The sequence below is a fragment of the Mycobacterium sp. NGS17 genome (assembly GCF_059813205.1).
This window is the reverse complement of record NZ_JCALED010000006.1, coordinates 38,150-62,540: the sequence shown is the minus strand read 5'-3', so window position 1 is coordinate 62,540 and position 24,391 is coordinate 38,150. Positions and strand designations below refer to the sequence as shown.

The following is a 24,391-nucleotide window of genomic DNA, read 5'->3' as shown; positions in this document are numbered from 1 at the left end:
CCACCGGCTTCCCGGGGGCGCCTAGCAAATCTGGCGATGTCGCCACCCGCCGCGTCCCCCAACCGCCGCGCCATTGCCGCGAGGCATGTGGCGAGGCGCCCGCCTCACCGCGACACAGCCGGACGGTCGAGCGATCAGCCACCTGGCGGTGACGCCGACCGCGGCCCATTTCGGCACCATGCCGGGCGCCCTTTGACCCGGTTAGCGGCCACGACGGCAAAGGCCTTAACGCTTCTCATCTGGCTCGCATGAGTGATGAGCTAATCATCTGCGGACCGCGGCGTGGGCAGGGACCGTCGCGTTGCGACACGGTCACGGATGAATACCTATCAGCTCATCACTGGTCACATTTGCCCCGCCAATCACTATCGTCACATGAGCCAGCTAAGGGACGTCAACGCGGTGTCCTACCCCTCGAAAGGTGCTACATGTCGGCGTTTCTGCGAAGTGTGTCGCTATCGATGGCGTCGGCGGCCGCTATCGGATTCGTCCTCGTGGTGGGGCCCGCGCCGGTTGCAAACGCCACACCGTGCGGGGCGCCCGAGGCGAACGTGGACCCTCCCGCCGCGCCCCCGGCCATGCCCGCGCCCCAGCCGGTCGTGCAGCCGCCGACCGGGCGCCGGCCTACCCACACGAATGACCAGGCGCCACTACCGAGGCTGGGGCCACTGATCTCGTCACTGCTCAAACCGGCCGCCCCGGGCCGCCAGTACGCCGCACCGCTGCATCCGCAAGCCGAGGTGCTGCCTCCCGGGCCCAATCCGCCCGCGCCCGGCGTCCCGCTACCGCCCAACGCAAACCAATTGCGCCCCAACGCCGCTCCCGTTCCGCAACCGCAGCCACAGCCCCAGCCGCAGCCCGAGCCGGGACCGCCGCCTCCTTCGATCGCGGGGGCTCCGACGTCGCTCGTCGACTGGGTGACCGGACCCAACGGCCCCAACAAAACTCTGCAACGTTTCAGCATCTCCGGTACCGACCTCGGAATTGCCTGGGACAACGGTGATCCCGCCAACCGCCAGGTGCTGATGGCCTTCGGTGACACCTTCGGCTACTGCAAGGTGCACGGCCAGCAGTGGCGCTACAACACCTTGTTCCGCAGCAACGACCACGACCTGTCCAAGGGCATTCACATCGCCGACGGTGTGCCGAACGACAGGTATTCCGGCTCGCCGGTGTGGGCGCCCGGACTTTCCAAGCAGGTCGTCAACACCATCCACAAAGCCGCGCACGAGACTGGGATCATCCCGACCGCGGCGATGTCGATGGGCAGGACCCAGTACATGAGCTACATGTCGATTCGCCAATGGGGCCGCGACGGCGAATGGTCGACGAACTACTCGGCGATCGCCAGGTCCAACGACAACGGCCAGAACTGGGGGATCTTCCCGACAACCATTCGTACCGCTTCGCCGGATGCCATTCCGGGAGCGGGGTTTACGCCGGGAAACGAGAACTTCCAGATGGGCGCGTTCATGAAGGGGAACGACGGTTACCTCTACCAGTTCGGCACCCCCTCAGGACGCGGCGGCGCGGCGTTCCTCTCGCGCGTCCCGCCGAATCAATTGCCCGACCTGACCAAGTACCAGTACTGGAACGGCGATAACGGCGGGCATTGGGTGGCTAACAACCCAGGCGCGGCGACGCCGATCTTCCCGGGCCCCGTTGGCGAAATGTCGGCCCAGTACAACAGTTATCTCAAGCAGTACCTGGTGCTGTACACCGACGGAGGCAGCAACGACGTGGTGGCGCGGACCGCGCCGACGCCCCAGGGGCCGTGGAGCCCTGAGCAACCGCTGGTGTCATCCTTCCAGATGCCCGGTGGCATCTATGCGCCGATGATCCATCCTTGGTCGTCGGGCCGAGACCTGTACTTCAACCTGTCGCTGTGGTCGGCCTACGACGTGATGCTGATGCACACCGTGTTGCCGTAGCGCCGTTGCCGGCGAACAACGACTGTCGAGTGACCGGACGCTTTCGCTCGCAGACGCCCGGGGGGATGCGGGCGTCTGCGGCGTCAGCTGCCGGAAATATGCATTGCAAGATCAGTTAGCCAGCGGCTCAATGCTTTTCGGTAAGTCTGCCGTGGGGGTATCGGCTACTGCGGTGGCAGCGGAATCCATCGCTTACCGTCCGTCGTCCACCCGCAGGGCAGGTAGTTCCAGTGCGCGGGCGGATTGGGGTCAAAACTCAGGCATTTCGGTGCGTAGAACGAAGGGCCGGGAGGCGGTGGGGCCGGCTGATTCTCAGCGCGTGCGATGGCCCCGCTGAGCATCACGGCTCCAACGGCCATCAGTGTCGCGAATAGCTTCCGCATCGCAAACTCGGCGAGTGCCCCGACGAAGCGGCGGGCGCTACGGTTCTTCCCTCGCATGCATGGTATCGATGCTAGCCCTCTTTTCCGTACGGTGTGGGACTTGAGATTCTCCGGTCGGTCACCGCGCAGCGAGCGGCTCAGCCGCCCACCGCTCCGACGGCAATGCCTTCTTATGTGGCCCATCGCAATTCGATCGGCCTGAGCGATGTCCCAATTCGGTTAGCCCGCGGCGTCTTCCGGCCGTATCCGCCTGGTCCGGCCAGGGGAGGAGCGGGCGACGTCCAGTCAGCCGGCTTCTGCCAGACGCAAGGAAGGCGCCGTCTCTTTGAGACTCCCGAGCCCGCCGACCGCTTCAACCGCTTGCCTGAACCGCCCATGCTGATCCATCACCCAGTCCAGCATCGCGGGCCACAGATCCACATCCGCGACGTCGTCGAACTGCGAGGTGACGCAGATGGCGGCGGCCTTCTTGCCGGGCTTGTCGTCCCACTCGGCGTCCTGGCCCAAGGCCCGCTCGAATTCGTCTTTTATCGCATGGAGTGCTTCGAACCGGGCCAAATTGACACGGGCATCGGGGCTGCTGAAGTAGAGCTGCACGCCGAGACCCTGGTGCGTGAAGGCGGTTGAGTAGGAGACCGCGCTCGTGCCGGTAGGCAGGTTGTATCGCGAGGCGCGTGTCGGTGTTTTCCGTTTTGTCCAGCCAGGGTGCTCCGCGCCGACCCGATTGAGAAACTGCTCCCAGAAGTCCCGATACAGCTTCGAGCGCTCGGTCAGCGTCGCTGGGTTGTCTTGCCTCCCCGACTTGCTTGGCTGAGCGACCGCCTCGGAGTCCGGCGCCGCGGTGGGGCCGCCGGCCTGGACCACCTCGATCCCGACTCCGGCAGGGCGAACATCGGCGTCTCGGGCGGCTGCTTTCCTGGCGGTTGCCGCTCGTGTCCTCGCCTTGGCGGCCCTCGCCTTCGCGGGCCTCGTCTGAACGACCAACGCCCCGAGCACGATTCCACCGATCGCGACAAAGAAGACAACAAAGAGAATGTAGAAGAAGTTCGCCGCATCCATGACGTCACCGCTGCGAAGCCAGCCGGCGGAACTCGGCGGCAAATCCGGACGGATGCCGGCTCATCGACTGGGCAGTCATGAGGCGGCTACTACAAGTGACTGTTGAACGCCGTCGTGGCCGTGAGATGCGCCGCGGGACAACATGCTCGCCCAAACCTCCGCGATTGGTGATGCAGTTTGGTGACGTTGCCCGACTCGTCGGTTCGAGCGTAAATGCCTCAGCTGGCAGTTACACGGGAATTGTGAAATCTCGCAACCGCTCTGCACCCTTGAGCCGCCGGCGCGATCGGGGGCAGACCGCCCTGGCTCGGGTCCGCCTCAGGGAAACGCTGGGCGGATCGGTCGTGAGGCTTTCTCCTTTTGCCTATCAGAGGCCCCCGCACCGTGACGGCGCAAGGATGGGCGACCACGGAGGGCAATCCGGTGGTAAAGGTTGCGGCGGGGGTGACGGGATTGGAGTTGGGAAGAGGTTAGGCCCTTCCCAGTAGTGCGCGGGAGCGTGAGTCCGCACGTCGTAGGCGAAGTAATAGGTGTGGCACACACTCATGTCCCAAACTAGGTCGGCATCCGACCGAGGTGGATCATTCGGCATAGCTTGTCCTGGGCACCATTGGAATGGGCCATAGGTGTAGGCGTGAGCGATACCAGCGCCCGGCCCCATACTCGCCATACCCAAACCGCCGGACATTAGCATTATCGTTGCTAATCCAACGATTTCTCGTTTCATAAACCGCAGGCTATTCCTCCTGACCCGGGAAGACTAGAGGATCGAACGGTTCGATTTACGTTGGTCGTTCGTTGCTGTGGACCCGGGTCGTGATTCAAGCACGCGCGGAGGTCCCGTCGGAGGAGGAGTAAGGCCGCGCGGTTGCTGTGCGCCCGAAACGTGCCGGGAGCGCTCTCAGCCGAATGACGTCAGTTGGTGCTCGACAGTTTGTCGGCGGGTGACGCCTGTCGACGTTTCGGCCGCTGCGTCGTGGGCTGGCCCTTGAGGCCCTTGGGGTTAGGGAGCTGAGCGTTGTCGAACGACGTCTCCCGGCTGGGCACTCGGCTCGCCACCACTATCTGCGGTTTGAATGTCTTTCCGCCCCGCAGCTCGACCTTGATCGCCGGGTCGGCGTACTGAGCCAACGTCCGCAGCGCCGACTTGCTGTAAGCGCGTAGCGCGCTGATGAATCCGTCATGCGGTACCGGCAATATCGGCGCGAACGGCAGGGTCAACGACAACCGCGCAATGTGTACCAACGACGGTGGGCGCGACAGGTCGATGATCAGCAGTTTGCTCGCGACGCGGGTGCCTTCGGCGAATACTCGAGCGGCTAGCGGCGGTGGCAGGTGGTGTAAAGACAGGGCGAACACGGCGAGGTCGTAATGGCCATCGGGGGCGTCGATGGCGGTCGCGTCCATCGCGCGGACCACCGCACGCGGGTGTCTGCCGAGGTTGCTCTCGGCGATGGTCGACACAAATGTGGGGTCGATGTCCGTGGCCGTCACTCGGGCGGTGGGATGCATCTCCAGCAGCGCTCGCGACAACCCGCCGTGGCCGGCACCGAGTTCGATGATGTTGGGATCGGGTACTTCGGCGACCTCATCGAGCGCGATGCGCGCGAAGTTCTTCTGGGTACCTGAAAACCTTTCCATGCGCTCCAATGAGCGGACCACTTTGCGCTTCAGATCGTCGACATCGTCGCGGTCGAGGTATTCCAGACGATCGGTTTGCAGCCGCCGGTCCAGCCATGAGGCGTCCGGGCCCCCGCGCGGCATACTGTCGATTTCGAGACTTTTGGCCGCCCCGCCGGCGCCCCGTTTCGAACGGGTCAAAAAGTTCAACACCAAGCCCAGCACCCCCGCTCGTGATCTTAGACGCTGCCCTATTCGTGCGGAGATGAACGCTACACGTGCGCTAATCGTTTTTCTGTGCGTACACACCGGGTCCTTCGTCGTGCGATTTCTTGAGTTCGCTTTCTGGCGGTGAGGCGTGGGAGGGCCGCGACGCCCCGGGCAACTGTTCAGATGTTGCCCGTGTACGCGACGGTGCCCTCTTCCTCGTTAGCCTTCTCAATCGCCGCATCTACCGCTTCGATCAAGTGGGGCTCATCATCGGGCAAGCATGCTGCCTCGATCTTGTTGACCCCGTCATGTTCAGCCCGGAACCGGTCGTGGCCGGAGAATTGCTTTTTGAAGTGCTGGCGCCAGTTGGCGCCTCTGGGCCAGGCGGGAAGCGGCGTGGTCTCGATCTCGTACACGTTCCGCACTTGCCTCAACGCCGACGGAAAGAGGGTCCTCGGCCCGTGCAGCGGCTTGGGTTCTCCAACACGCGAAATGCCGAGGTTCATTCGTCGTAGCCTCCCGTCTGCTTTAACCTTTCTTTCGCCTTGTGGTATTGCCACGATGCGCAGAATTACGCACCTGGTCGAAACGCGGGCAGATATCGGACGCGCCTTGGGCGGGCCAGCAACAGTGCATCTGGCCGCTCACTCGGTGCTCAGATGGTGCCCCTGCCAACCTTCTCGGCACTGCTCTGCCACGCTCAACTCCCTCAGTCGAAGGAGTGTCGCGGATCAGCCGAACTAACTGTCAAGCATCAGCCGAAACACTGTCACACATCAGCCGAAGACAGACTGTCACGCATCACCCGACGTCATACAACCACCTGTGCCCCCGGCAGGATTCGAATTAGTCGGCCACCAAAACCGGGACATGTGCCGCCACCTGCGTAAATAACCATCTACCAGGCACTTCGCGCTTGTCGCCGTTCGCTGGCCCCGCTGGCAATCGCTGGCAGGTACTGTGGGAGATAGCACGGAGATCGCACGGGGGAATCACATGGCATGCACCAAGGGCAGTCGAGGCTGGGGTCACATCCGCAAATTGCCGTCCGGCCGCTTCCAGGCGTCCTACATCCACGAACTGGTCCGGCACAACGCGCCGATGACGTTCACCACCAAGCCACGGGCCGAGGGCTGGCTGGCCGACGAACGCAAGCTGATCGAGCTGGACACCTGGACCTCCCCGGCCAGCCGTGCGGCGGCCCGCACAGCCCGCGTAATCACGGTCGGGCAGTACGCCACGCAGTGGATCAAGGACCGGCCGGTGAAGGCACGCACACGGCTGATGTACGAGAGCCTGTTGGAACATCACATCACGCCAAAGCTGGGCGCGCTGCCCATCGACAAGCTGACCGCCGACCGGGTACGAAGCTGGTACTCAGGGCTGGGCACCCTGCACACCCGGCGCAATTCCCACGCCTACGGGCTGCTCCATGCCGTCATGGCAACCGCCGTCAAGGACGGCCTGCTACCCGCGAACCCCTGCCAGATTGAGCGGGTGATGAACCCACAACGCAAGAGGGAGCCAGTCATCCTGTCCGTGCCCGAGGTCGCCGCCCTGGCCGATGCTGTACCGGAGAGGCTGAAAGCTGCCATCCTGGTGAGTGCCTGGTGCGGCGTGCGGTGGGGCGAACTGATCGAGTTGCGCCGTCGAGACATCGACGTGGACGCTGAGGTGCTGTACGTGGGGCGCGGAGCCACCCACCGGGGCGAGTGCCGCATAGATACCCCCAAGAGCGGCAAGCCGCGTGCCTTGGTGATCCCGCCGCATATTCGCGCCGACCTCAAGCACCACCTCGACGTGTTCGCGGACAAGGGTCCGAAGGGGCTGGTGTTCCCGCCGCAGCGAGGTGGCTGTCACCTTAACGACAAGGTGTTTAGGGATGCAATTGCCAAGCCGCTCGACGACATTGGGCGCAGCGACCTACGCATCCACGACCTGCGCCACTTCGCTGGGACGCAGATCGCCAGGGTGGGCAACCTCGCGGAGTCGATGGCGCGGCTGGGTCACAGCACCGTGCGGGCATCGTTGATTTACCAGAGCGTGGTTTCCGGCCGTGACGCTGAGATTGCCGCCGCGCTGTCGGCTCTGGCCGCTCAGTAGCCCCCCCGACACGCCGACTCGCTTAACGGAACCCTCTGGCGATTTGACCAGAGGTTTTCTACATGCCACATGGGAACTTGCCAAGGGGGACAACGGGTTTCATCGAGCGCCTACCGCTGGACCGTGCTAACATGTGCCGGTATCAACCAATTGAAGAGCCGAGTTCGACCGTTCGACTGGTGTTAGCCAATCCCACTGGGGATAGCAGCCGGGAAGACTGGACACCAAGCGCCGCTTGATGATTCCGCTTCTCGGCTTTTGTTTTCCCAGAAGGAGATTGCACCGATGGGCGCGCCACCCAAGCAGAAGATGATCCGGCTGAGGCAGATAGAGCCGACGTACGGCGTCCCGTATTCGACTATTCGCCAGTGGATTTACGAGGGCCGCCTACCCGCGTACCGCCCAAAGGGAGGCCGACAGGTCTTCGTCCGCGTTGAGGACTTGGAGGCGCTGTTCGTTCGCGTGGGCGGGGAAGACTGAGCGCACCAATGATTTTGTAGGAGGGCCGACGCCGACAACTGACCTGCTGACAACCCCGGCTGACCAACCGGCATGACAAACCCGAGAGAGGAAACCAACTGACATGTTCCGAAAACTAAAACGATTGGCCCACAATGCAAAACAAATCGAAGTCAGGACCGCCAGGCGCTGATGATGGCGAAAGCCGGGGCGGTCAGACACCGGCTCTCACACAACAGCAGCAGCAAGTCGATCACCGTATCGCAGCAAGCTACGACCACCTTAGCAGACAGGTTGCATGGTGGCCGGTTCACGACTACATCAACCGGCAGCGCAGACACTTTGTGGCACAGGAGGTTTCAGCGCCACCATTGGGAACGCCGGCATGGTGCAGCCTGCCCGACGATCACCCGGCGAAGCTGTCGGCGGTACTCAATGCGGCCGAGGCCATGGCGTACAGCATCAGCGCGGGCCAGGTTGCGGAAGCTGCGGCGGCACGCGTTATCTCGGCAGGCGCCGACTGGACCGCCATTGCGCGGGCTATACGTCAGCGGGCCGATTTCTACGCCGAGCGGCCCTATCTCCGGCGAGTGGTCGCATGACCTGGACGAAGCTGGGCGACGAATTCGCCGATCAGTGTTGGAGGCTGACCGCCCCCGCGTTCCGCCTCCATGTCGAGGGACTGGTGTGGTCGAACGCCAAGCACCTTGACGGTCGGCTTGCCAAGGACGAGATGCACCGATGGTCACACGACCCGGAGGCTGCCGAGGAACTGGTAAATCTCGGCTTCTGGGAGGACCACGGTGGGCACTACCAGATATACGCCCATCAGGGTTGGCAGATGACCGCTGCGCAATGGCTGCACCAGTCCTCGGTCAACTCTGCAAACGGGCGCAAGGGCGGTCGCCCACGGAAGCCGAAAGCCACTACTAAAACCGATTCGTTTAGCGATTCGAAAAGCGAAAGGGACGGGACGGGACGGGACGGGCCTGGACAACGGAACAGGGGTACGGAACTAAGCAACGGGCAGCGCAAAACCAGCGACGCCGACCGCGATGCCGACTATGCGGCAGACCTCAAGCAGTGGTGCGAGGACGAGCCGTGACAGCACGCCCCGGCTTCTCATCTAGGCATTCCGACGCAGGTAAGAAGAGGAGCGAAGGAACCGAACAAAATGAGTAATGCCAGCAGACGCACCGAAACCGGCTCTCCGGCATTGGGACATCCGGAAGCCGTAAAAGTCTGCGAGCGTGCGACTCAGCCCCGGCGTGTGGCCTCTGAGGTTGTGTGTCCTGCGCGCCTGAGCGAGCACGCAAGCATTCAGCGGGCAGGTCCCGGTGCGATGAGTGCCGCCAAACCTATTAGGCCGCGACGATAGCCCGAGGCGCGGCACCGTGAGGGCGCGACACGTGATCCAAACGGATCACGCCCCGCCAGGCGAATTAGCAAGGCGCACAGCCGTATCGGGCCGGGCAGCGATTGCACCGCCGACCCTATCCATGCGATCCTTCGCATATGACGACAACCTACGAGTCGGTGCATCGCCAGGCCCGAAAGAGACTGGTGGGGAAAACGTGCGCCCGCTGCGGGAAGGCATCGAAGTTGCAGGCGGCGCTCAAACCCTCAGTGCCACCGGAAAATCTGCGTCTCGACCCAAAGCGAAACTGCTGGTACAGCATCGACCCTGCAGATTATGTCCAGCTATGCAGGCGCCACCACTTTGCAATGGACTACCGAATCCGCACCGCGCACAGCCACTTTCGCCGCGCCGCCCAGCGCGCCCCCCGCTGCTGCGAGTGCGGGCAGCCGATGCTCTGCGGGCAACAGGGTGCGCACCTGTCCTGCGTTGCAGTGGCTGCGTCGTGAGCCAGAGCGTTACCAAGGTCGGGCACCGTATGCGCGAGATGCATTGTAGGACAACGGCGCGGTGACCGCGCAACTGCGTGGTTGTCGTCTAAACTGATGCGCAACAGCGCATTCCGATCCAAAGGAGGAAACGCCATGGCAGCACTTGCTAGCCCCGCCCAGTCGGCATTCAGCCACCTACCGGGCACCAGGCCGTCACGTCCTGCATACCCGCCGCCCGTGCCGCTCGGCTTCACCGACCCCGGCGGCACCACGACGGTAGAGCATGCCCTGCGGACGCAACAGGAGGTGGCGCAACAGTATTCGGACTGGCGCGCAGCCCACTCGCCCAACATCGCACCAGAAATCCTTAAGGACAATGCTGGTGCCTTCCAGATGTCCGATGCTGCGCTCGCTTTGCAGCCCGCCCTCGATGCCGCCAAGGCCGACGCCGACGCCGCGCAAGGCCGCGTGGACGATCTGTTCAGGGCACAGAAGGTCGGCAACGATCTCGAGGCCCGACTTGCGGCACAGTCTTTCTGGCACCGCAAGGAGCGCGTGCTGGATAGCGTCACAGACAAGGCGAAACTGGTTGCGGCCGTGCAGGAATTGATTCGCTCAGCCCCTGATGACCAGATTGCGAACCTAGCCGAGGAACTGCCGGACTACCTGGCGTCTCGTGGCGTCCCATCCGAGTGGCTGTCGAATGCATTGGCGTCCAGAGTTCCTGGCCTCGATGAAGCGCAGGCCGAGGCCACGCTCAAGGCCAAGCAGCACGCCGTCCTGGCGCGGAACCACGCGTCCCTGACCAAGGCCATCGCCAACGACAATCCGCCGCCGCCGCTGTACAACCCGTACTCGGCCGCGATCACGGCTAAGCCGTACACGAACGGGGAGTCTTTCGACCCGTCCAGCCAGTGACACCTGAGTTCATTGCAGCAGTGAGCGCACACACAGGCGTGCCGGAATTCCCCTTGTCCGGCGATTTGCCTGCTGCTGCATATGGGATAACGCGCAGCGCGCAGTGGACTGGAAGACCAGCACCGCACCGGCCGCGCCGCCGCAACCGCCGACTGCTGCTGTCCCGGCATCGACAGTCACCGGCGCCGACAGGATCACAATGACGGCCGGTCAAGTCACCAGCAGCGAGCAACTGGCCCAGCTTTCACGGCTGAGCGAATGCGGGCACGGCGCGAAGGTCGCCTCACGACCCTGGGCGCGGGCCCGCCGCCGCAACAGACCACACCGATGGACCGGCGGTGATGAACGTCAGTGAGGCCCCATCATCCCGCCAGGCCCCATCATCCCCGGCCCCATCATTCCGCCCATCATGCCTCGCATCATCGGCGGCATTCCATCGCGCACGAAGCCCGTGACCTCCTGGGCGTGCGCCCGAATGGCTTGCGTGAGGGCCGGATCATCGGAGGTTTCTTCGGCGATAACCCCGGTGGGGGTGAGGGTCAATTGGCGGCGGTAGCCGCCAGCGTTACGGAACAGTGTCGGCAGGCTGCCGCTCATGCACATGACCTCGGAACCGTGGTCAACGTGGGAGTACATGCTTGACACGTGTGCGTGCAGTTTCGCAGCGAGATCGGGAGCGTCGGACTGGGTGGTGGTGCGTATGCCGCCGGGGATTTCTTCGACCGTGCGGGTTATTTCGTTGTGTCGGTTGAACATGTCCATGTAGAGGCCCATGTCCGCCGGGCTGGCACCCATCATGCCGCCGTCGGTCAGGCGGATGCCTAGGACCGGTGAACCAAGGATTCCGCGAAGCGCATACGCGATACCCATAACCGCGCTAGCACCGAGCGCAGCGAGCGCTGCCCGCCGACTGAATGTAGTCATGAAACGACCTCCTGGGCGCCTCGATCATGTGGCCGTGGTGAATGAGTTTCGCGATCAACCTTTCCCACGCGACTACATCAATCGGCGGAAAAATTCGTCGTTGTCTCTTTCGCCCCGGACATGGCGCGCGGCCACCACACCTTCGGCCTGGATGGAATCGGCACCCGTCGGAACCGGCGGATCGCTTGGGCGCCTGCTGGCTAAGCGGACCGCAAGGATAATCGCTGTGACGACGGCGACCCACAGCAGCACCGTCGCCGGAATATTTCCGGCCATGCTGCACCAGCCCCAGCTATTTCCGCTGCACCACGTCGTCATCGTGTTGCCTCCCAAACTTCGGCACCGGCTGCTTTGTTACCTGTCAGGGTGAACATGGAGCGCCCGCGTGCTTGCTCGACCCTCGGCGCTATGGCCGAGGGTTGGTCGTGGGAGTGGTGGTGGGCGACTGTGGAGTTGGCCCCATCCTCCCGCCAGGCATCATCTCGCCTGGTTTCATCATCTCGCCCGGTTTCATGTCCGGACAGCAAGCCATCGGTGTTCTATGGTCATGCCCCGGACCATTCAAGCTCCACCAACTCAGGAAAAACCCCGAGAAGAAAATCGCCGCGACGATAAACAAGCCGCCAGCCACGATGCCCACCCACGCCAATGCCTGATTTAGGCGGCTTGGCTGGCGTCGAGAGTTCTTGGGCTGTTCGGTCGCGCTGCTGGTCTCATCTGCGGCGGTCGGACCTGTCATGGCGTAAGCCCCCTGTCCTGTTGGGTCGATTTGTCGTCATGCTACCCCACCCTGGGTGGGGTGGGATAGACTGCGGTTGCTGGGCAGGTGAGTCGGCTGCGTTTGCCCCCGACGAAAGCGCGAGGAGACGAAGATGGCACAGGAACTCACGGCCAAACAGCGTGCGGCGCTCAACCGGCTAAAGACGGTGCGGGGCCATCTCGATGGGATCATCCAGATGCTCGAAAACGACGCCTATTGCGTGGATCTGATGAAACAGATTTCTGCAGTGCAGTCGGCACTGGAGCGCACGAACAGGGTGATGCTGCACAACCACCTAGAGACCTGCTTCTCAGAGGCCGTGCTGGATGGACGGGGCGCATCGGCCATAGAGGAACTCGTTGACGCCCTTAAGTTCAGTCCCGCCTTAACCGGCCCGGATGCCTGCTTGAACGGCACCACCACCGACAAGGCCGTGAAAGCTGGCGCGTCGTGAGTGGCAACGCAAACCTGGCCCCGGCCAGCCGCTGGCGGCAGCAGTTCGGGTCGCGGTGAAGTCCATTGACGGGTTCAATCGGGCATGCTCTCGCGCTAGCCGGATCAATGACGTGGGAAATCCTGTGGGCATTGATCCTGGGATTCGCACTGTCGGCCATCGTCCAGGCAGTGGTGCGCAAATCGACAATTGTCCAGTTGCTTGGTGATGATCGCCCACGCACCTTGGCAGTGGCGGCGGGATTGGGCGCGGCATCGTCGTCATGCTCGTACGCGGCGGTTGCGTTGGCCCGCTCTTTGTTTCGCAAGGGTGCGAATTTCACGGCGGCCATGGCCTTTGAGATCGCTTCCACAAATCTGGTTGTGGAGTTGGGAATTATCCTCGCGCTGTTGATGGGTTGGCAGTTCACCGCTGCGGAGTTCATCGGCGGTCCCATCATGATTGTCGTGCTGGCGGTGTTGTTCCGGCTGTTCGTGCGATCCCGTCTCATTGAAGCTGCCCGTGAGCAAGCCAACTTGGGAATCGCGGGGTCGATGGAAGGCCATGCCGCGATGGACATGTCGGTGCAAGGCGAAGGGTCGTTTGGGCAGCGTCTGTTTTCTAGAGACGCCTTCACGTCTGTCTCACATGTGTTCATCATGGAGTGGGCTGCGATTCTGCGCGATCTCGTCATCGGTCTGTTGATCGCCGGGGCAGTCGCTGCATGGGTGCCAAATCGATTCTGGGAGAACTTCTTTATAATCGACCATCCAACGATTGCTGCGTTGTGGGGACCCATCGTGGGACCGACCGTCGCAATAGCGGCGTTCGTATGCTCAATTGGCAACGTGCCTCTTGCTGCCGTGCTGTGGAACGGCGGCATCAGCTTCGGTGGAGTGATCGCCTTCATCTTCGCGGACCTGCTGATCCTGCCGATCCTCAACATCTATCGGAAGTACTACGGCATTCGCATGATGTTTATCTTGCTCGGTACTTTTTACGCTTCCATGGTCGCTGCCGGGTACCTCGTTGAGTTGCTCTTCGGGGCCACCGATTTGATTCCAACCCACCGCAGCGCGATGGTGATGCACGCTGGGATCTCGTGGAACTACACGACGTGGCTGAACATCGTTTTCCTGATACTAGCCGCTGTGCTGGTGATCCGCTTCGTGCGAACCGGGGGGACACCTATGCTGCGCATGATGGGCGGTTCGCCCAGCGCACCATCCGGTCAACCTCACTGTGACCATTGAGGGTGGGTGGGCCAACCCCCGTGCCTCCATCAGCGCAAACATAGCGACCATGGCACACAACCACACTCGCGACAGCCACACAATGCACCATCCAGACACCAACGGCCACAGCCACACTCACACGGTCACCATCCCGTCCCGCTGACCATCGACCATCTTCGCTGCACGCGCCGCAGCAACCACGCGGGGGGTGGGGGGGAGCGCCCTGGTAGGTCGCCGGGTCACATGGCCGAGACACGCGATCCGGCTGGGCACGGATCAGCGCAGGAATGGGCGCTAGACTGGACGAATGCGTCACATCCCGAAAAGCACTGAGGCACAGTGGCTTCTGGCGTCCCTCGACGCGGAGTTGGCCGACTCGTCCAGAAGGGCCGGACGTGATTTGGTTTGGTCGGCCGCTGAGGAGCAGGTCTTGTCGATGATCGGGGAGGCTATCGACCGCAAGGTTGAACTGTCCGCCGAATACGCTGACGCAAAGGGAGCCGCGAAGGTCCGGCTGGCAACCGAAATCAGACTCACAGAACAAGCGGTGACAAGGCTTTTCCGCAGCATTTCCACCGAGGTCGCCGCGCCGCTATCCGCCACATCCTTAAAAGCACAGAGGGCCGCGCACTCTAGGTGGAACCGCGAGCGCATGAAGCAGGCTGGGGGATAAGCGATGCCGATTGCGCGTAACGGCCGGGTGGTGTCGAATGCTGACGGTCAGATGGCAACGCACGAGCCTGGCGCTTATGCGTCGGTGTTGCAGAAGGTGTGCGCCGAGATCGCCCAGGGCGAGCAGGGCAATGCTGTTTTGTTAGATGAACAGACGGCGCTGGATGAGCAGCAGGAGCAGTGCGCGCAGCGGACGGCTGAGTTGATGAGGCAGAGGCACGGCAAGCCGGTGAACTGCCGCAGCTATCAACTGCCGTCCGGTCTGCATGCACCGTTTGAGAGGTTCCCTGTAGGCGGGCAGCGAGGTTTCACGGTCACAGCGGACGACCAAATCATCTTGAAGCCAAGGCATGAGCCTAATTGCGTTGTCGGGGAGCGCCTACAGCCGCCGCAGGCCAGGCCGCACCGCGAGGCAAGTCGCACGCTGACTGAGGCCCGCGAGATCGGCCTGTCGATGCCCGAGGCCCTGGACCTCACACCGGACGAGGTGCAAGCCTTCGGAGAGCCGCCGGAATCGGCCCCAGACCAACGCAGGCGGATGAAACGCGGCTCCCGAGAGTAAAGGTCCACCGGCCAACGGGTCTAGCGGCTCTGCGGACAAGAGTCATTTGACTCACATGGGAGGTGATCCAAACGGATCAGGTGACCCATCTGGGTCACCTTGGGGTGGTCCTGTCCCGTACTCCACGAAGCCCCGGCCGTGTGTGTGCCGGGGCTGAATTCGGGTGGCGGGTTGGGCTATCTGGCGAGCGACACGTCGCCGTTGGTGTACCGGACGATTGGCTGGCCCTCGAAACTGACTGTGCCGGTGGGGCGGTCGAGGTCTTCAACCCAGTTCATCGCATTCTGAAGGGTAATGAACTTTTGCGGCGGTTGGCCTTCGAACTCCGCGTCGAAAAGCTGTGCGGCTTCGGTCATTTCGCGGCGTACCATTCGTCGGTCACGATCATGTTGGCCTGGACCACCACCACCTCGTCGGGGTCTATCGGGTCCCAGTCGCCGGTCCCCAGAATTTCGGCCTGCGCCCCCGAATACGGCCACCATCCGGTCTCCGGCTGCCACATCTCGGCCTTGGCCCTCTTCCAGGCTTCCCAGTCGGCCACCTTGTCACCCGTGACCGGCGCGTGAAGCCGGAGCAGCTTGGTGGCGTATTGCGGCAACGCGTTGGCGTAGTAGAGCATCTTGGTCATCCCCCTCCCGGCGCGGTCACGCCACTAGGTGCAACGCTGGCAGCGACCGCAATCATCCCTGACGTGCGGCTATGACGTGTGGGGCACCCCGTAGCTGACAAATCCGGTATGCGGTCGCGGACCAGCTTGGCATGTTGCACGTGCTGCACGTCGCCCAAGATTAGGCCGCACTATTCAAAAAGCAGGAGGTAGCTCCTCGGGCGCGACCCATTGCTCACGCGCTCCACCGACCGAAACGTGGTCAAGTGCGCGCTTAAGCGTCGCAGCCCGATCCGACGCCGTTGCACCTGTCTGCGCGATCAATGTCGGTCGCAATGGGTGATAGCTGGATATCAAGAATTCGTTCCGCACACTGAGTCGCTCCACATAGCGCACATGCGGTGGGCGGTTTGACTTTTCATGCCAACTGTTGCACCGGGCGCACGCCAGCACCAAGTTCCAAACTCCATCGACCGGTGCGCCACCGATGACCGGCCCGGCCGCCCACGCAAACAGGTGATCGACTTGACCGGTGATCGCCGAGCCGCCGGCAATGTTGATGGGCGCATAACAGTAAAAGCAGTGCCCCTTTTGGTAGCCGTTCAGGGCGGCTCGCGCCCTGGTGATGCTGGTGCGCCGCCTGGGCACCACGAGCGTTTCGGTGACTGGTTCGAACTCCACGGTCAGCAATTGCCGGGGAAGGTTGAGTTCCCATGCCGTTTCCACCAGCCGCCAGCGCGCCTCAACCTCTTCGCGCAAGTTCGGCCCGTGCCCGTCATCCAGCAACCCACGAACGTGGTCCGTGATGCGAATGCCCTTGCCTGTCTTGCGCTCATCAATGAAAAACCGTTCGGGAACCTCGGATTGATCGACGATGTGGAACGCGTCGATCACGTTCTGGAAGCCCAACTTCACGGTCTTGGCGCCCAAGCCGTCGGCATCCAGTTCGCCGCTGTTAAAGGCGCGGCAGGCGTCGAGGAAGCGGCTCTTTTGAAAGGTTCCCTGCTTGTCGTGTGTGCGGAGATGCTCAGCAACTCGACTGGCAAACGGCAGCGCGAGTTCATCCAGGCTGACAACCTCGGAGCCAGCACCAATCTCAAGCAAGGCCCCAGCCAACGCGAACTTGTACGAGGCCACGTTCTGCCCGAAGAGAACGATGGCCCGCCAGTACGAATCCAGCGATGGCACCTCGTGAGTGAACCGCGCAACTGCGTCGCCGCGATCCATCTATAAGACTCCTGACTTTAAAGCGGGTTCAGAAACGGCTTGCCGACACTCATGGCACCCCGCTGCACATCGCGTTCCAACGCCAACGCGTCACGGCCGTTATCCACAGTCACATAGCGGTATTCGAAGCGATCACGGATGTACTTGCGAGTGAGTGCGTCAAGCGACAACACACCGTCACCTATCTGCACCTGTTGCTGAGGCGAAAGGTGCGGCACGACGAACCGGTCGCACACGTACACGCAAAATTGGTCGCCGCTTCTGCGCCCAGACGCATGCGAATCCAGCCGCGTCCACAGCCCCTTGGCTTTCGCTGGCTCGTCCGGTGCGGCAATATCTTCTGCCGCAAGTCCCCGACCCGACATCCCGACGTAAACCAGCCGACCCTGCTCCCAGACGGTGTAGACGCCAGCGGCGACTTTCGGCACCGACGGGTTGGGCCAGTCCGCGAATCGGTGACACGGCCCCTTCTCGAGAACATGCAACAGTTCCTGCTGGTCGCTGTTAATCACTGGCCTTTCGTGCGACATCATTCGAAGCTTGCCAGATGTCTCTACTGCGACTCCGACCACCTCGGAGTCAGGTTGTAGCCGATAGCCGGGTTGTTCGCACCAGTTTGACAGATGAAGTGCCGCTCCATCTTTCGGACCTCCGCGTCAGTGGCTGTCTCAGATTCCCAGAGGATTTCTTTGCGGACGGTGAGGTCTAGGCGATGGTCCTCCAGGTCGGCAAGAATCCGTGCTTTGGCGCTGGGACTTCCGAAGTAGGAGATTGCGCCGGTCACATCCATACCGACGTAAATCTTGCCGTTAGGGTAGGTGATCTTGTAGACCTGCTTTCGTCTCATCGCGTCGAGTCACTTTGGCTCTAGCGATTTGAAGTACTCGGCTTGAATTGCAACATCCTCGACAGTCCTCGGAGTCGTGGTAACACCAATCGCGTACTCCTTGAGTAGGTCGCACAGGCGGTCGCCGTCGATGAGGTCTATCGGTGGTGCGCCATCTCGGCGGGATTCGGCGTTGGCATCGCTTGTGAATGATCCAGTCGTGATCAGAAGACCCTTCTCACCGCGACCGGCCATCGCCCCTCGGAAGTCCCTTACCGCGGACGCTCCGACACTTCCCTTGTATCGCTTGCATTGGAAGAAGACCGGGAAACTGAGAAGCGAAATCTGATATACGCCACGCCCGTCGATGCCGCCGTCGCCGCTTCGGCCCGTAACAACGGGACTCCGTACGCCAGCTTCTCTGAGGAGCCGTTGTGCCAGTCGCTCGAACGCGTGCGGTGACATGCCGAGCAAAGTGTCGAGAAGTTCGTCCTTCCAAGCTTGCTCGGCCTCAGTCTCGGCCTGGTCGATCTCGTTGTCTAGGAGGGATTGTGACCCCTTCTTCGCTTGCTTCTTCGGACCCGACCTGCGGATGGCTGCGCGGGACGCGATGTATTCGGACCGCAACGTTGGGATTTCAGCCTCGGTCACCGTCTGCCCATTCTCGGTAACCGACCAAACTCCGCGCTGGCTGTTCGTCAACAGCCCCATGCCCTTGAGGTACGTCCGCGCCCACGCGAGCCGGTACTGCACCTCGGTCATCGGGCCGTCCCCGTGAAGCACGCCTTGGACCTCTGGCGAGATGTTTTCGCGTTCGACGATGGCGGCCTCAAGTTCCGCGATGGACGCGGAACCTCCGAGGGCGATCACCGCCTGAAGAGCAGGCCAGAGGAAGAACTGATACGGAGGTACCTCCACAGTCATGGGTACAAGCATGCCAAGCGGTGATAGCTCTCGTTAACGAACCGGCCCGACAAGCGTCAAGGGAGGACGAAATACAAAAGAGCCAAGTCGGCAATACCGTGACCTCGACCAACCACAGGCTTTTGACGACGGCACATTGCAGGCGGCGCCAGGGGCGGGCAGGCCCGATGCGCTCCGCTTGACGAGCCCAAAGCCAGGGCGTTTCCGTGCGCTCTGCCTGCCATCATCTTGGAGACGGCAACGCAGCCCGCACCGATGGGAACCCACCTTGACGCTCAACATCACTCTCGTGACGCCTTTCGCCATCTACCAGTCAGCCGATTTCGCTATTAGGGGAGTGAAGGACAAATCGTTCAGTCGAGACGACTCGGCGAAGATAGTGGTCCTTCAATACCCTTCCTGGACGGGCTTCGTGACGTATACAGGGCTTGGCTTTTGGCGAGGCGACCACGTTTCAGAACTCATCGCGAACTGGCTGGATGATAGACAAGACCGAACAATGTGGGAAGTGGCTGCCGTCCTGCAAAGCGAGGGGGGAGGTTTACTCAGTGAGGCGCGGAATGCGAATGAATATTCCGGCAAACACACCTTTACATTAGCTGGATTTGAGGACAACTCAATCCGCGTATTTGTGATATCTAACTTCGAAAATTGCTACGGCGAAGAACGCGCAACAGTTGATGACTATCTGACTATAACGTCGCGCGAATTTCAGACCTGGGCAGGCGCCGCTGTCATCGTGACCGGACAAAAGAAGGCTGTACCCGTAATGCAAAAGCGAGTTCTGCGGAAACTGGCCATAATGAACCCCGAAGATGGCGAGCGCATACGACGCCAAATGCAAGAAATGAATACCGAAGCATCGAATTGGCTCGCGAGCAGAACGGAAGTCAACCCGGTAAGCCCAGATTGCGGAGTCATATCATTTCGCTTTGACGGTTACGGGCGATTGGCGTTGAGTGAAGTGCGGGGCGCCGGGGCCAAGCAGATTCCCATTGTCCTTTGTGGCGTATATCAAAACAAATTTATTGCGGAGGCGATGGCTAAAATAGGGTTAGATATGTCGAACGCGCGAATGGATAACGCGACTTTCGTCTCCACAAATGCGCCGGGCCCTGCTGGTCTGCCGCGCACAGCGTGTAGCTTCCCGGTCGTCAACACTGATTCATCGGGTGGCTACGAGATACATGAGATCACTGGTATCGATTTCCAGCCGGAGTGGGCCCACGATATTAACCAGCTTGGCCACGTGACTGGAACAGGCCGTGAGGAGGCCGTTGCCACAGCGAGAGTAATCCCCTGGCTAATGCGAGATGGTCAACTCTCAAGACTCAATTTCTTTGGAGACGCTTGGGCCATAAATGAAAACGATCAGATAGCGGCCATGCCGCACGGCATAATTGGCGAACAAGCGGCTCTCTATGCGAATGATTTGATTCTCCAGTTTCGGCTTTATGGCGCTGATGTCGCACAAATTGGAGGCACTAGAAGTACTGCAAACGCAATCAATGCCGACGGGGTAGTTGCGGGTTCTATCTCTCAAGAGGGTCAAAATAGCCGCCCGGCGGTATTTCGGGAGTCGTTCCCGCCCGTGGTGTTTCTGGAACCTCCACAGCAATGGGGAACTCGTCCAGTCGGCATCGACAACCAAGGACAAGTGCTAGTGCACGCCAATTTCGGACCTGGGAACGTTCGGTCGATTCTCTGGAACTTCGAAAATGGTAGTTGGTATTTCGTCGGAGGCGATACTGTAAGCGTGCAGCCCGTTGCCGTAACTAGCGATGGACTGGTCCTAGGTGTTTCGAAATCCGGCGCGGCACACGTTGCGGTGATTTGTGAGCCTGGTGGTGCGTGGCAAGAACTGGGAACGGGCGATGGATGGTCGCCTACGGGCATTAATGATGCGCGGGATGTTGTCGGGATCGTAATGCGAGACGGCCTGTTCTATCCGTGGCTCAGATTGGCGACGGGCGGGGAGTTTTTGCTGCCTTTCGTAAGGGGACACCAGACAAATCCCAAAGCCATCAATAATGCGGGCACTATCGTTGGTACTGCTCAGACAGATCATGGTGGTCACGCCGTTATTTGGCGTCGTGGTTGACTATTGGCCGAGGCAGCCGAGGCAGCTTTACCGGCTGAGCCTGGCCACCGCTGACCGAGGCCCAAGCGCGACAAGATTGCGGCTTTGTTCGCGCCGTGCCAGGCGCTGCTGACGGGCGGCGGCAAACATGCTGACTGACCGTCCTTACCTGAGTGGATGCGCCGGTAACTGCTGGCAGGCGCTACAGAAGATCACACGGAGATCGCACGAGCCGATCCCAGCAGACGGCGAAAAATAGCCTCTGAACAGGTATTTATGGTGGTGCCCCCGGCAGGATTCGAACCTGCGACACCGGCTTTAGGAGAGCCGTGCTCTATCCCCTGAGCTACGGGGGCGGACCGGCCTGAGCTTACCGGCAGGCCGGCGGCAATCGCCCCGGCGGTCAGCGCAGTTCGGCGATCACCTTGGAGAAGTTGCCGATGTTGTTGTCCTGCACGGTGAAGGACGACACGCCGTATTTTTCGCGGTATGCGAGCAACGTGTCGGCGATCTCCCGCGGCGAACCGCTGAGCACCGAGGGCTGGGACAGGATCTCCTCGTCGGACAGGTTGGGCGCGTAAGTGCGGGTCAGCTTGAGGTCGGGCTCGGTCTCGCCGTCGCGTGGCATCGCCGTGATCGCCAGGTTCAGCTCCAGGGAGTCGAACCGTTCTCTCGCGGCGTTGCGGACGAACTCGACGCGTTCGGCGAACGGATCCTCGACGTCGCGCACCTTGGAGCCGGTCAGCCCGATGATATCGGCGTTGCGGGCGGCGATGGTCAACACCCGATCACCGTTGCCGGCGATGATGAGTGGGGTCGACGGGTGGTGTTCTTTCAGGTACTTCGTCATGTGCTCGAGGTAGTCGACCCGGGCGCCGGCGCTGGGATAGGGAATCTCCGCGGCCTCGAACTCTTCTCGCACATAACCGGTGCCCAGCCCGATCTCCAGGCGGCCATCGCTGAGCAGATCCAGGGCCTGCATGTCGCGGCTGAGCAGGGCCGGCTTGTAGAACGCGGAGTTCAGCACGTACATGCTCAGCCGTAGCGTCGTGGTGACCATCGCGACCGCGGTCAGCGTCGGGAACGGTGCCGCGGCACCCAAATGGTCGGGCACACAAAGAATGTCGAAGCCGGCATCCTCGGCGCGCTTGGCTTTGTCGAGCAGCGCCTCGCGCGACTTGAAGAACCGCATGCTCATTCCGAAGCGAAAGTCTTTGGCCACCAACAATCTCCGTTCAACGATCCGACATCGACCAACTGCGGGCGGCCGCGGCCAGCCCCTGGGTCAGGGCGCTGGTGACCGACGACAAACCGTCGTCGCCCGGCAGCGGACTGCGCGGGCTGATCCCCCTGACCCGCGCCGAGAGCTCCAGTTGCGTTCCGCCGCCACGCACCCGGTTCACCGGGTTGCGCGGGTGCAAGCCCCGCAGCTCCGGCGGGATGTCGTCGAGGTTGGTGATCACCTGGTAACCGGTCAGCTGGATGTGCCGGTTCAGGTGGGCGGCCAATGCCCGATTGCGACCGCCGGCCAGCAGTTGGGTGCTCCGACCGTCGCGGCCATACCCGTGCAGCGACACCGCGACGTCGACATGGTCGAGGAACTCGGCGAGCCGTGGCGACTCGGCCGGATCGAACAGCGCCGACGGCAGGTGGTGCGGGTAGCGATCCGGATGGCGCACCGCATAGACCGATGCGCCGGCGGCTTCGGCGGCGCGCTCGGCGATGACGTCGGTCATCTCCTCCAGCCCGCCGCCGTGGATCGCGAAAAAGCCGAAACGCGAACGCAATCGGCTGATCTCGGTCACCCCAGGTTCGCGCAGCAGTGCCGAAAGTGACTGTGGCCCAGGCCCGGACGCAGAGGACGATCTCGGACCGGGCCATCCGGCGGGATCCCAGCGGCGCAAGAAGTCGACCCAACGCTGCGGCAGCCCGTGCTGGGTGGCGCCATCGATGATTTTGGGCAGGTAACCCGGGCGGGGCGGGCCCGGCGTCACCCGGTGATCGATGTAGACCCAGGCCGACGCGGGCCCGTCGTCGGTGTGGACGGTCATCTCGTCGCGCCGGTAGCGCACCGGCACACCCTCGGCGCTGTCCAACGTCGCCAAGTCACCGTCGGAGATCTGCCAAACCACCCCGTGCACCTCGTTACCGGCGAGCGGTTCCACGGTGGCCACGCCGCGCTGGTTGATCAGCCAGTCGTGATCGGCAAGCACTGCCGGTCGCGGCCGCGCTGCGTCGGGACACCGTTGCGCCATCTGCCGGACGCATAGGTTCGACCCGTATGCGAAGTAGAGGTGCCCGAGCGCCGGCATTCAGCCCGTCACCGTCAGCCAGATGAGCACCACGTTGAGCAGACTAATCAATACGCCGACGGCCCAGCCGACAATCGTCGTGATGCGGTGATTGACGTCGCCGCCCATCAACTCGCGGTCGCTGGTCAGCTTGATCAAAGGCAGCACCGCAAAAGGGATTCCGAACGACAACACCACCTGCGACAGCACCAATGCGCGGGTGGGGTCGAAGCCGACCGCCAGGATCACCAGGGCTGGCACCAGGGTGATCACCCGGCGCACGATCATGGGAATCGACCGGCGCAGCAAGCCCTGCATGATCATGGCGCCGGCATAGGCGCCCACCGACGACGACGCCAGACCCGACGCGAGCAAGCCGACCGCGAACAGCACCGCGATGGTCGGGCCAAGCGTGTGGTGAATCGCCGCATAGGCGCCCTCGATGGAGGCGCTGAGGTCGCGGTGCTGCAGGTTGACCGCGGCGATCAGCAGCATCGCGGCGTTCACCGTGCCGGCCACCGTCATCGCCAGCACGACATCCCAGCGGGTGATGCGCAACAGCAGGCGCCGATGCGACCCCTCGCCGGGATGCCCGTGCCGGTCCAGCACGAGGCCCGAATGCATGTAGACCGCGTGCGGCATCACGGTGGCGCCCAGGATGGCCGCCGCCAGCAGCACGCTTTCGGTGCCCTGGAATCTGGGTACCAGTCCGCCGAGCATCTCCTCCGGCGGCGCCGTCTTGACGAAGAAGCTCGCCGCGAAACCGATCGCGATGACGAGCAACAGGCCGGTGATGACCCGTTCGAAGATGATCTGTCCGCGCCGGTCCTGAATCCCCAGCAGCAGCAAGGCGACGAGACCGGTGATCAGCCCGCCGGCCAACAGCGGCAAATCGAAGAGGATGTGCAGGGCGATGGCCCCGCCGACCACCTCGGCCGCATCGGTAGCGACGGCCACGAGTTCGGCCTGGGCCCAATAGATCAACCGCGCCGGGCGGCCCATCCGTTTACCGATCGTGCCGGGCAGCGAGCGTCCGGTGACCAGCCCCAGCTTCGCCGACAGGTACTGCACAAGGCCCGCCAGCACATTGGCTGCCACGATGACCCACAGCAGCAGGTAGCCATACTGCGAGCCGGCGCTGACGTTGGCGGCGACGTTGCCCGGGTCGACGTAGGCGATCGCGGCGACGAACGCGGGCCCGAGCAGATACCAGTTGCCCTTCAGCGAGCCCTGGGTGCGCTGCCCCAACGTGCCGACCTCGATTCCCTCCACCAAATAATAAAGTGAGGTTAACCGAACATCGCAACGCGACCGTCGGC

Annotated in this window: 24 protein-coding genes, 1 tRNA gene and 1 pseudogene; 12 read left to right on the top strand and 14 right to left on the bottom strand. The window is 62.4% G+C overall.

Going from position 1 to position 24,391, the window contains the following annotated elements; all coding sequences use genetic code 11:
• Positions 1 to 428 precede the first annotated feature (428 nt).
• Positions 429 to 1,931 (top strand): glycoside hydrolase family 183 protein, encoded by a 1,503-nt coding sequence (locus AC5Y7E_RS14625; RefSeq protein WP_499949578.1) that lies wholly within the window; start codon positions 429 to 431, stop codon positions 1,929 to 1,931.
• A gap of 164 nt (positions 1,932 to 2,095) precedes the next feature.
• Here the strand turns inward: AC5Y7E_RS14625 and AC5Y7E_RS14620 are convergent, their stop codons facing one another.
• The 4 genes and pseudogenes from AC5Y7E_RS14620 to AC5Y7E_RS14605 form a co-directional block, all read right to left on the bottom strand.
• Entirely contained in the window at positions 2,096 to 2,314 is a 219-nt protein-coding gene (locus tag AC5Y7E_RS14620) for a hypothetical protein (RefSeq protein WP_499918519.1), read from the bottom strand.
• Positions 2,315 to 2,599: 285 nt separating this feature from the next.
• Positions 2,600 to 3,373, bottom strand: coding sequence for a DUF4268 domain-containing protein (locus AC5Y7E_RS14615; protein WP_499949577.1), 774 nt, complete (start codon positions 3,371 to 3,373; stop codon positions 2,600 to 2,602).
• A 1,047-nt stretch (positions 3,374 to 4,420) separates the two neighbouring features.
• Positions 4,421 to 5,137: pseudogene (locus AC5Y7E_RS14610) on the bottom strand (class I SAM-dependent methyltransferase); the annotation flags it as partial.
• 245 nt (positions 5,138 to 5,382) lie between these two features.
• A complete protein-coding gene (locus AC5Y7E_RS14605) occupies positions 5,383 to 5,709 on the bottom strand; it encodes a hypothetical protein (protein WP_499918515.1) in 327 nt (108 codons plus the stop codon).
• 490 nt (positions 5,710 to 6,199) lie between these two features.
• Here AC5Y7E_RS14605 and AC5Y7E_RS14600 point away from each other — a divergent pair, with 490 nt between their 5' ends.
• The 5 genes from AC5Y7E_RS14600 to AC5Y7E_RS14580 all read left to right on the top strand — a co-directional run bounded on the left by AC5Y7E_RS14600 (position 6,200) and on the right by AC5Y7E_RS14580 (position 10,531).
• Complete coding sequence (locus AC5Y7E_RS14600; protein WP_499949576.1) at positions 6,200 to 7,306, top strand: tyrosine-type recombinase/integrase; 1,107 nt, start codon at positions 6,200 to 6,202, stop codon at positions 7,304 to 7,306.
• A 285-nt stretch (positions 7,307 to 7,591) separates the two neighbouring features.
• A complete protein-coding gene (locus tag AC5Y7E_RS14595; RefSeq protein ID WP_499949574.1) occupies positions 7,592 to 7,786 on the top strand; it encodes a helix-turn-helix transcriptional regulator in 195 nt (64 codons plus the stop codon).
• Between the two features lie 134 nt (positions 7,787 to 7,920).
• Positions 7,921 to 8,367 carry a DUF2742 domain-containing protein gene (locus AC5Y7E_RS14590; RefSeq protein ID WP_499949573.1) on the top strand — a complete coding sequence of 149 codons (447 nt, stop codon included), beginning with the start codon at positions 7,921 to 7,923 and terminating at the stop codon, positions 8,365 to 8,367.
• Positions 8,364 to 8,870 (top strand): hypothetical protein, encoded by a 507-nt coding sequence (locus AC5Y7E_RS14585; RefSeq protein WP_499949571.1) that lies wholly within the window; start codon positions 8,364 to 8,366, stop codon positions 8,868 to 8,870. The genes AC5Y7E_RS14590 and AC5Y7E_RS14585 overlap by 4 nt, the downstream gene beginning before the upstream one ends.
• Positions 8,871 to 9,850: 980 nt before the next feature.
• Positions 9,851 to 10,531, top strand: coding sequence for a hypothetical protein (locus tag AC5Y7E_RS14580; RefSeq protein ID WP_499949570.1), 681 nt, complete (start codon positions 9,851 to 9,853; stop codon positions 10,529 to 10,531).
• 348 nt (positions 10,532 to 10,879) lie between these two features.
• Here the strand turns inward: AC5Y7E_RS14580 and AC5Y7E_RS14575 are convergent, their stop codons facing one another.
• The gene (locus AC5Y7E_RS14575; protein ID WP_499949569.1) at positions 10,880 to 11,455 is read right to left on the bottom strand and encodes a hypothetical protein; all 576 of its coding nucleotides are present in this window, start codon (positions 11,453 to 11,455) and stop codon (positions 10,880 to 10,882) included.
• Positions 11,456 to 11,681: 226 nt separating this feature from the next.
• Here AC5Y7E_RS14575 and AC5Y7E_RS14570 point away from each other — a divergent pair, with 226 nt between their 5' ends.
• The 5 genes from AC5Y7E_RS14570 (at position 11,682) to AC5Y7E_RS14550 (ending at position 15,117) form a co-directional block, all read left to right on the top strand.
• Positions 11,682 to 11,825, top strand: a complete 144-nt coding sequence (locus AC5Y7E_RS14570) for a hypothetical protein (RefSeq protein WP_499949567.1) — start codon at positions 11,682 to 11,684, stop codon at positions 11,823 to 11,825.
• Between the two features lie 502 nt (positions 11,826 to 12,327).
• On the top strand, positions 12,328 to 12,669 hold the full coding sequence (locus AC5Y7E_RS14565) for a metal-sensitive transcriptional regulator (RefSeq protein WP_499949566.1): 342 nt from the start codon (positions 12,328 to 12,330) through the stop codon (positions 12,667 to 12,669).
• Positions 12,670 to 12,734: 65 nt separating this feature from the next.
• Complete coding sequence (locus AC5Y7E_RS14560) at positions 12,735 to 13,901, top strand: permease (protein WP_499949565.1); 1,167 nt, start codon at positions 12,735 to 12,737, stop codon at positions 13,899 to 13,901.
• Between the two features lie 289 nt (positions 13,902 to 14,190).
• A complete protein-coding gene (locus AC5Y7E_RS14555; protein WP_499949563.1) occupies positions 14,191 to 14,556 on the top strand; it encodes a hypothetical protein in 366 nt (121 codons plus the stop codon).
• A gap of 3 nt (positions 14,557 to 14,559) precedes the next feature.
• Positions 14,560 to 15,117: a hypothetical protein gene (locus AC5Y7E_RS14550; RefSeq protein ID WP_499949562.1), complete on the top strand. Its 558-nt coding sequence runs from the start codon at positions 14,560 to 14,562 to the stop codon at positions 15,115 to 15,117.
• 176 nt (positions 15,118 to 15,293) lie between these two features.
• Here AC5Y7E_RS14550 and AC5Y7E_RS14545 read toward each other — a convergent pair whose 3' ends face one another.
• The 5 genes from AC5Y7E_RS14545 to AC5Y7E_RS14525 all read right to left on the bottom strand — a co-directional run bounded on the left by AC5Y7E_RS14545 (position 15,294) and on the right by AC5Y7E_RS14525 (position 18,713).
• Positions 15,294 to 15,473: a hypothetical protein gene (locus AC5Y7E_RS14545; RefSeq protein WP_499949561.1), complete on the bottom strand. Its 180-nt coding sequence runs from the start codon at positions 15,471 to 15,473 to the stop codon at positions 15,294 to 15,296.
• On the bottom strand, positions 15,470 to 15,745 hold the full coding sequence (locus AC5Y7E_RS14540; protein ID WP_499949559.1) for a hypothetical protein: 276 nt from the start codon (positions 15,743 to 15,745) through the stop codon (positions 15,470 to 15,472). Before AC5Y7E_RS14540 ends, AC5Y7E_RS14545 begins: the two co-directional genes overlap by 4 nt.
• Before the next feature lie 174 nt (positions 15,746 to 15,919).
• On the bottom strand, positions 15,920 to 16,951 hold the full coding sequence (locus tag AC5Y7E_RS14535; RefSeq protein ID WP_499949558.1) for an HNH endonuclease family protein: 1,032 nt from the start codon (positions 16,949 to 16,951) through the stop codon (positions 15,920 to 15,922).
• Positions 16,952 to 16,968: 17 nt separating this feature from the next.
• Positions 16,969 to 17,481 (bottom strand): hypothetical protein, encoded by a 513-nt coding sequence (locus AC5Y7E_RS14530; RefSeq protein WP_499949557.1) that lies wholly within the window; start codon positions 17,479 to 17,481, stop codon positions 16,969 to 16,971.
• A gap of 326 nt (positions 17,482 to 17,807) precedes the next feature.
• Positions 17,808 to 18,713, bottom strand: a complete 906-nt coding sequence (locus AC5Y7E_RS14525) for a restriction endonuclease (protein WP_499949555.1) — start codon at positions 18,711 to 18,713, stop codon at positions 17,808 to 17,810.
• 256 nt (positions 18,714 to 18,969) lie between these two features.
• Between AC5Y7E_RS14525 and AC5Y7E_RS14520 the strand changes: the two genes are divergently transcribed.
• Positions 18,970 to 20,802 (top strand): hypothetical protein, encoded by a 1,833-nt coding sequence (locus AC5Y7E_RS14520; protein ID WP_499949553.1) that lies wholly within the window; start codon positions 18,970 to 18,972, stop codon positions 20,800 to 20,802.
• 259 nt (positions 20,803 to 21,061) lie between these two features.
• Here the strand turns inward: AC5Y7E_RS14520 and AC5Y7E_RS14515 are convergent.
• The 4 genes from AC5Y7E_RS14515 to AC5Y7E_RS14500 all read right to left on the bottom strand — a co-directional run bounded on the left by AC5Y7E_RS14515 (position 21,062) and on the right by AC5Y7E_RS14500 (position 24,344).
• A tRNA-Arg gene (locus AC5Y7E_RS14515) sits at positions 21,062 to 21,137 on the bottom strand.
• Between the two features lie 47 nt (positions 21,138 to 21,184).
• Positions 21,185 to 22,009, bottom strand: a complete 825-nt coding sequence (locus AC5Y7E_RS14510; protein ID WP_499949552.1) for an LLM class F420-dependent oxidoreductase — start codon at positions 22,007 to 22,009, stop codon at positions 21,185 to 21,187.
• Positions 22,010 to 22,016: 7 nt separating this feature from the next.
• Entirely contained in the window at positions 22,017 to 23,093 is a 1,077-nt protein-coding gene (locus AC5Y7E_RS14505; RefSeq protein ID WP_499949551.1) for a poly-gamma-glutamate hydrolase family protein, read from the bottom strand.
• On the bottom strand, positions 23,094 to 24,344 hold the full coding sequence (locus AC5Y7E_RS14500) for an Nramp family divalent metal transporter (RefSeq protein ID WP_499918512.1): 1,251 nt from the start codon (positions 24,342 to 24,344) through the stop codon (positions 23,094 to 23,096).
• Positions 24,345 to 24,391: the final 47 nt, after the last annotated feature.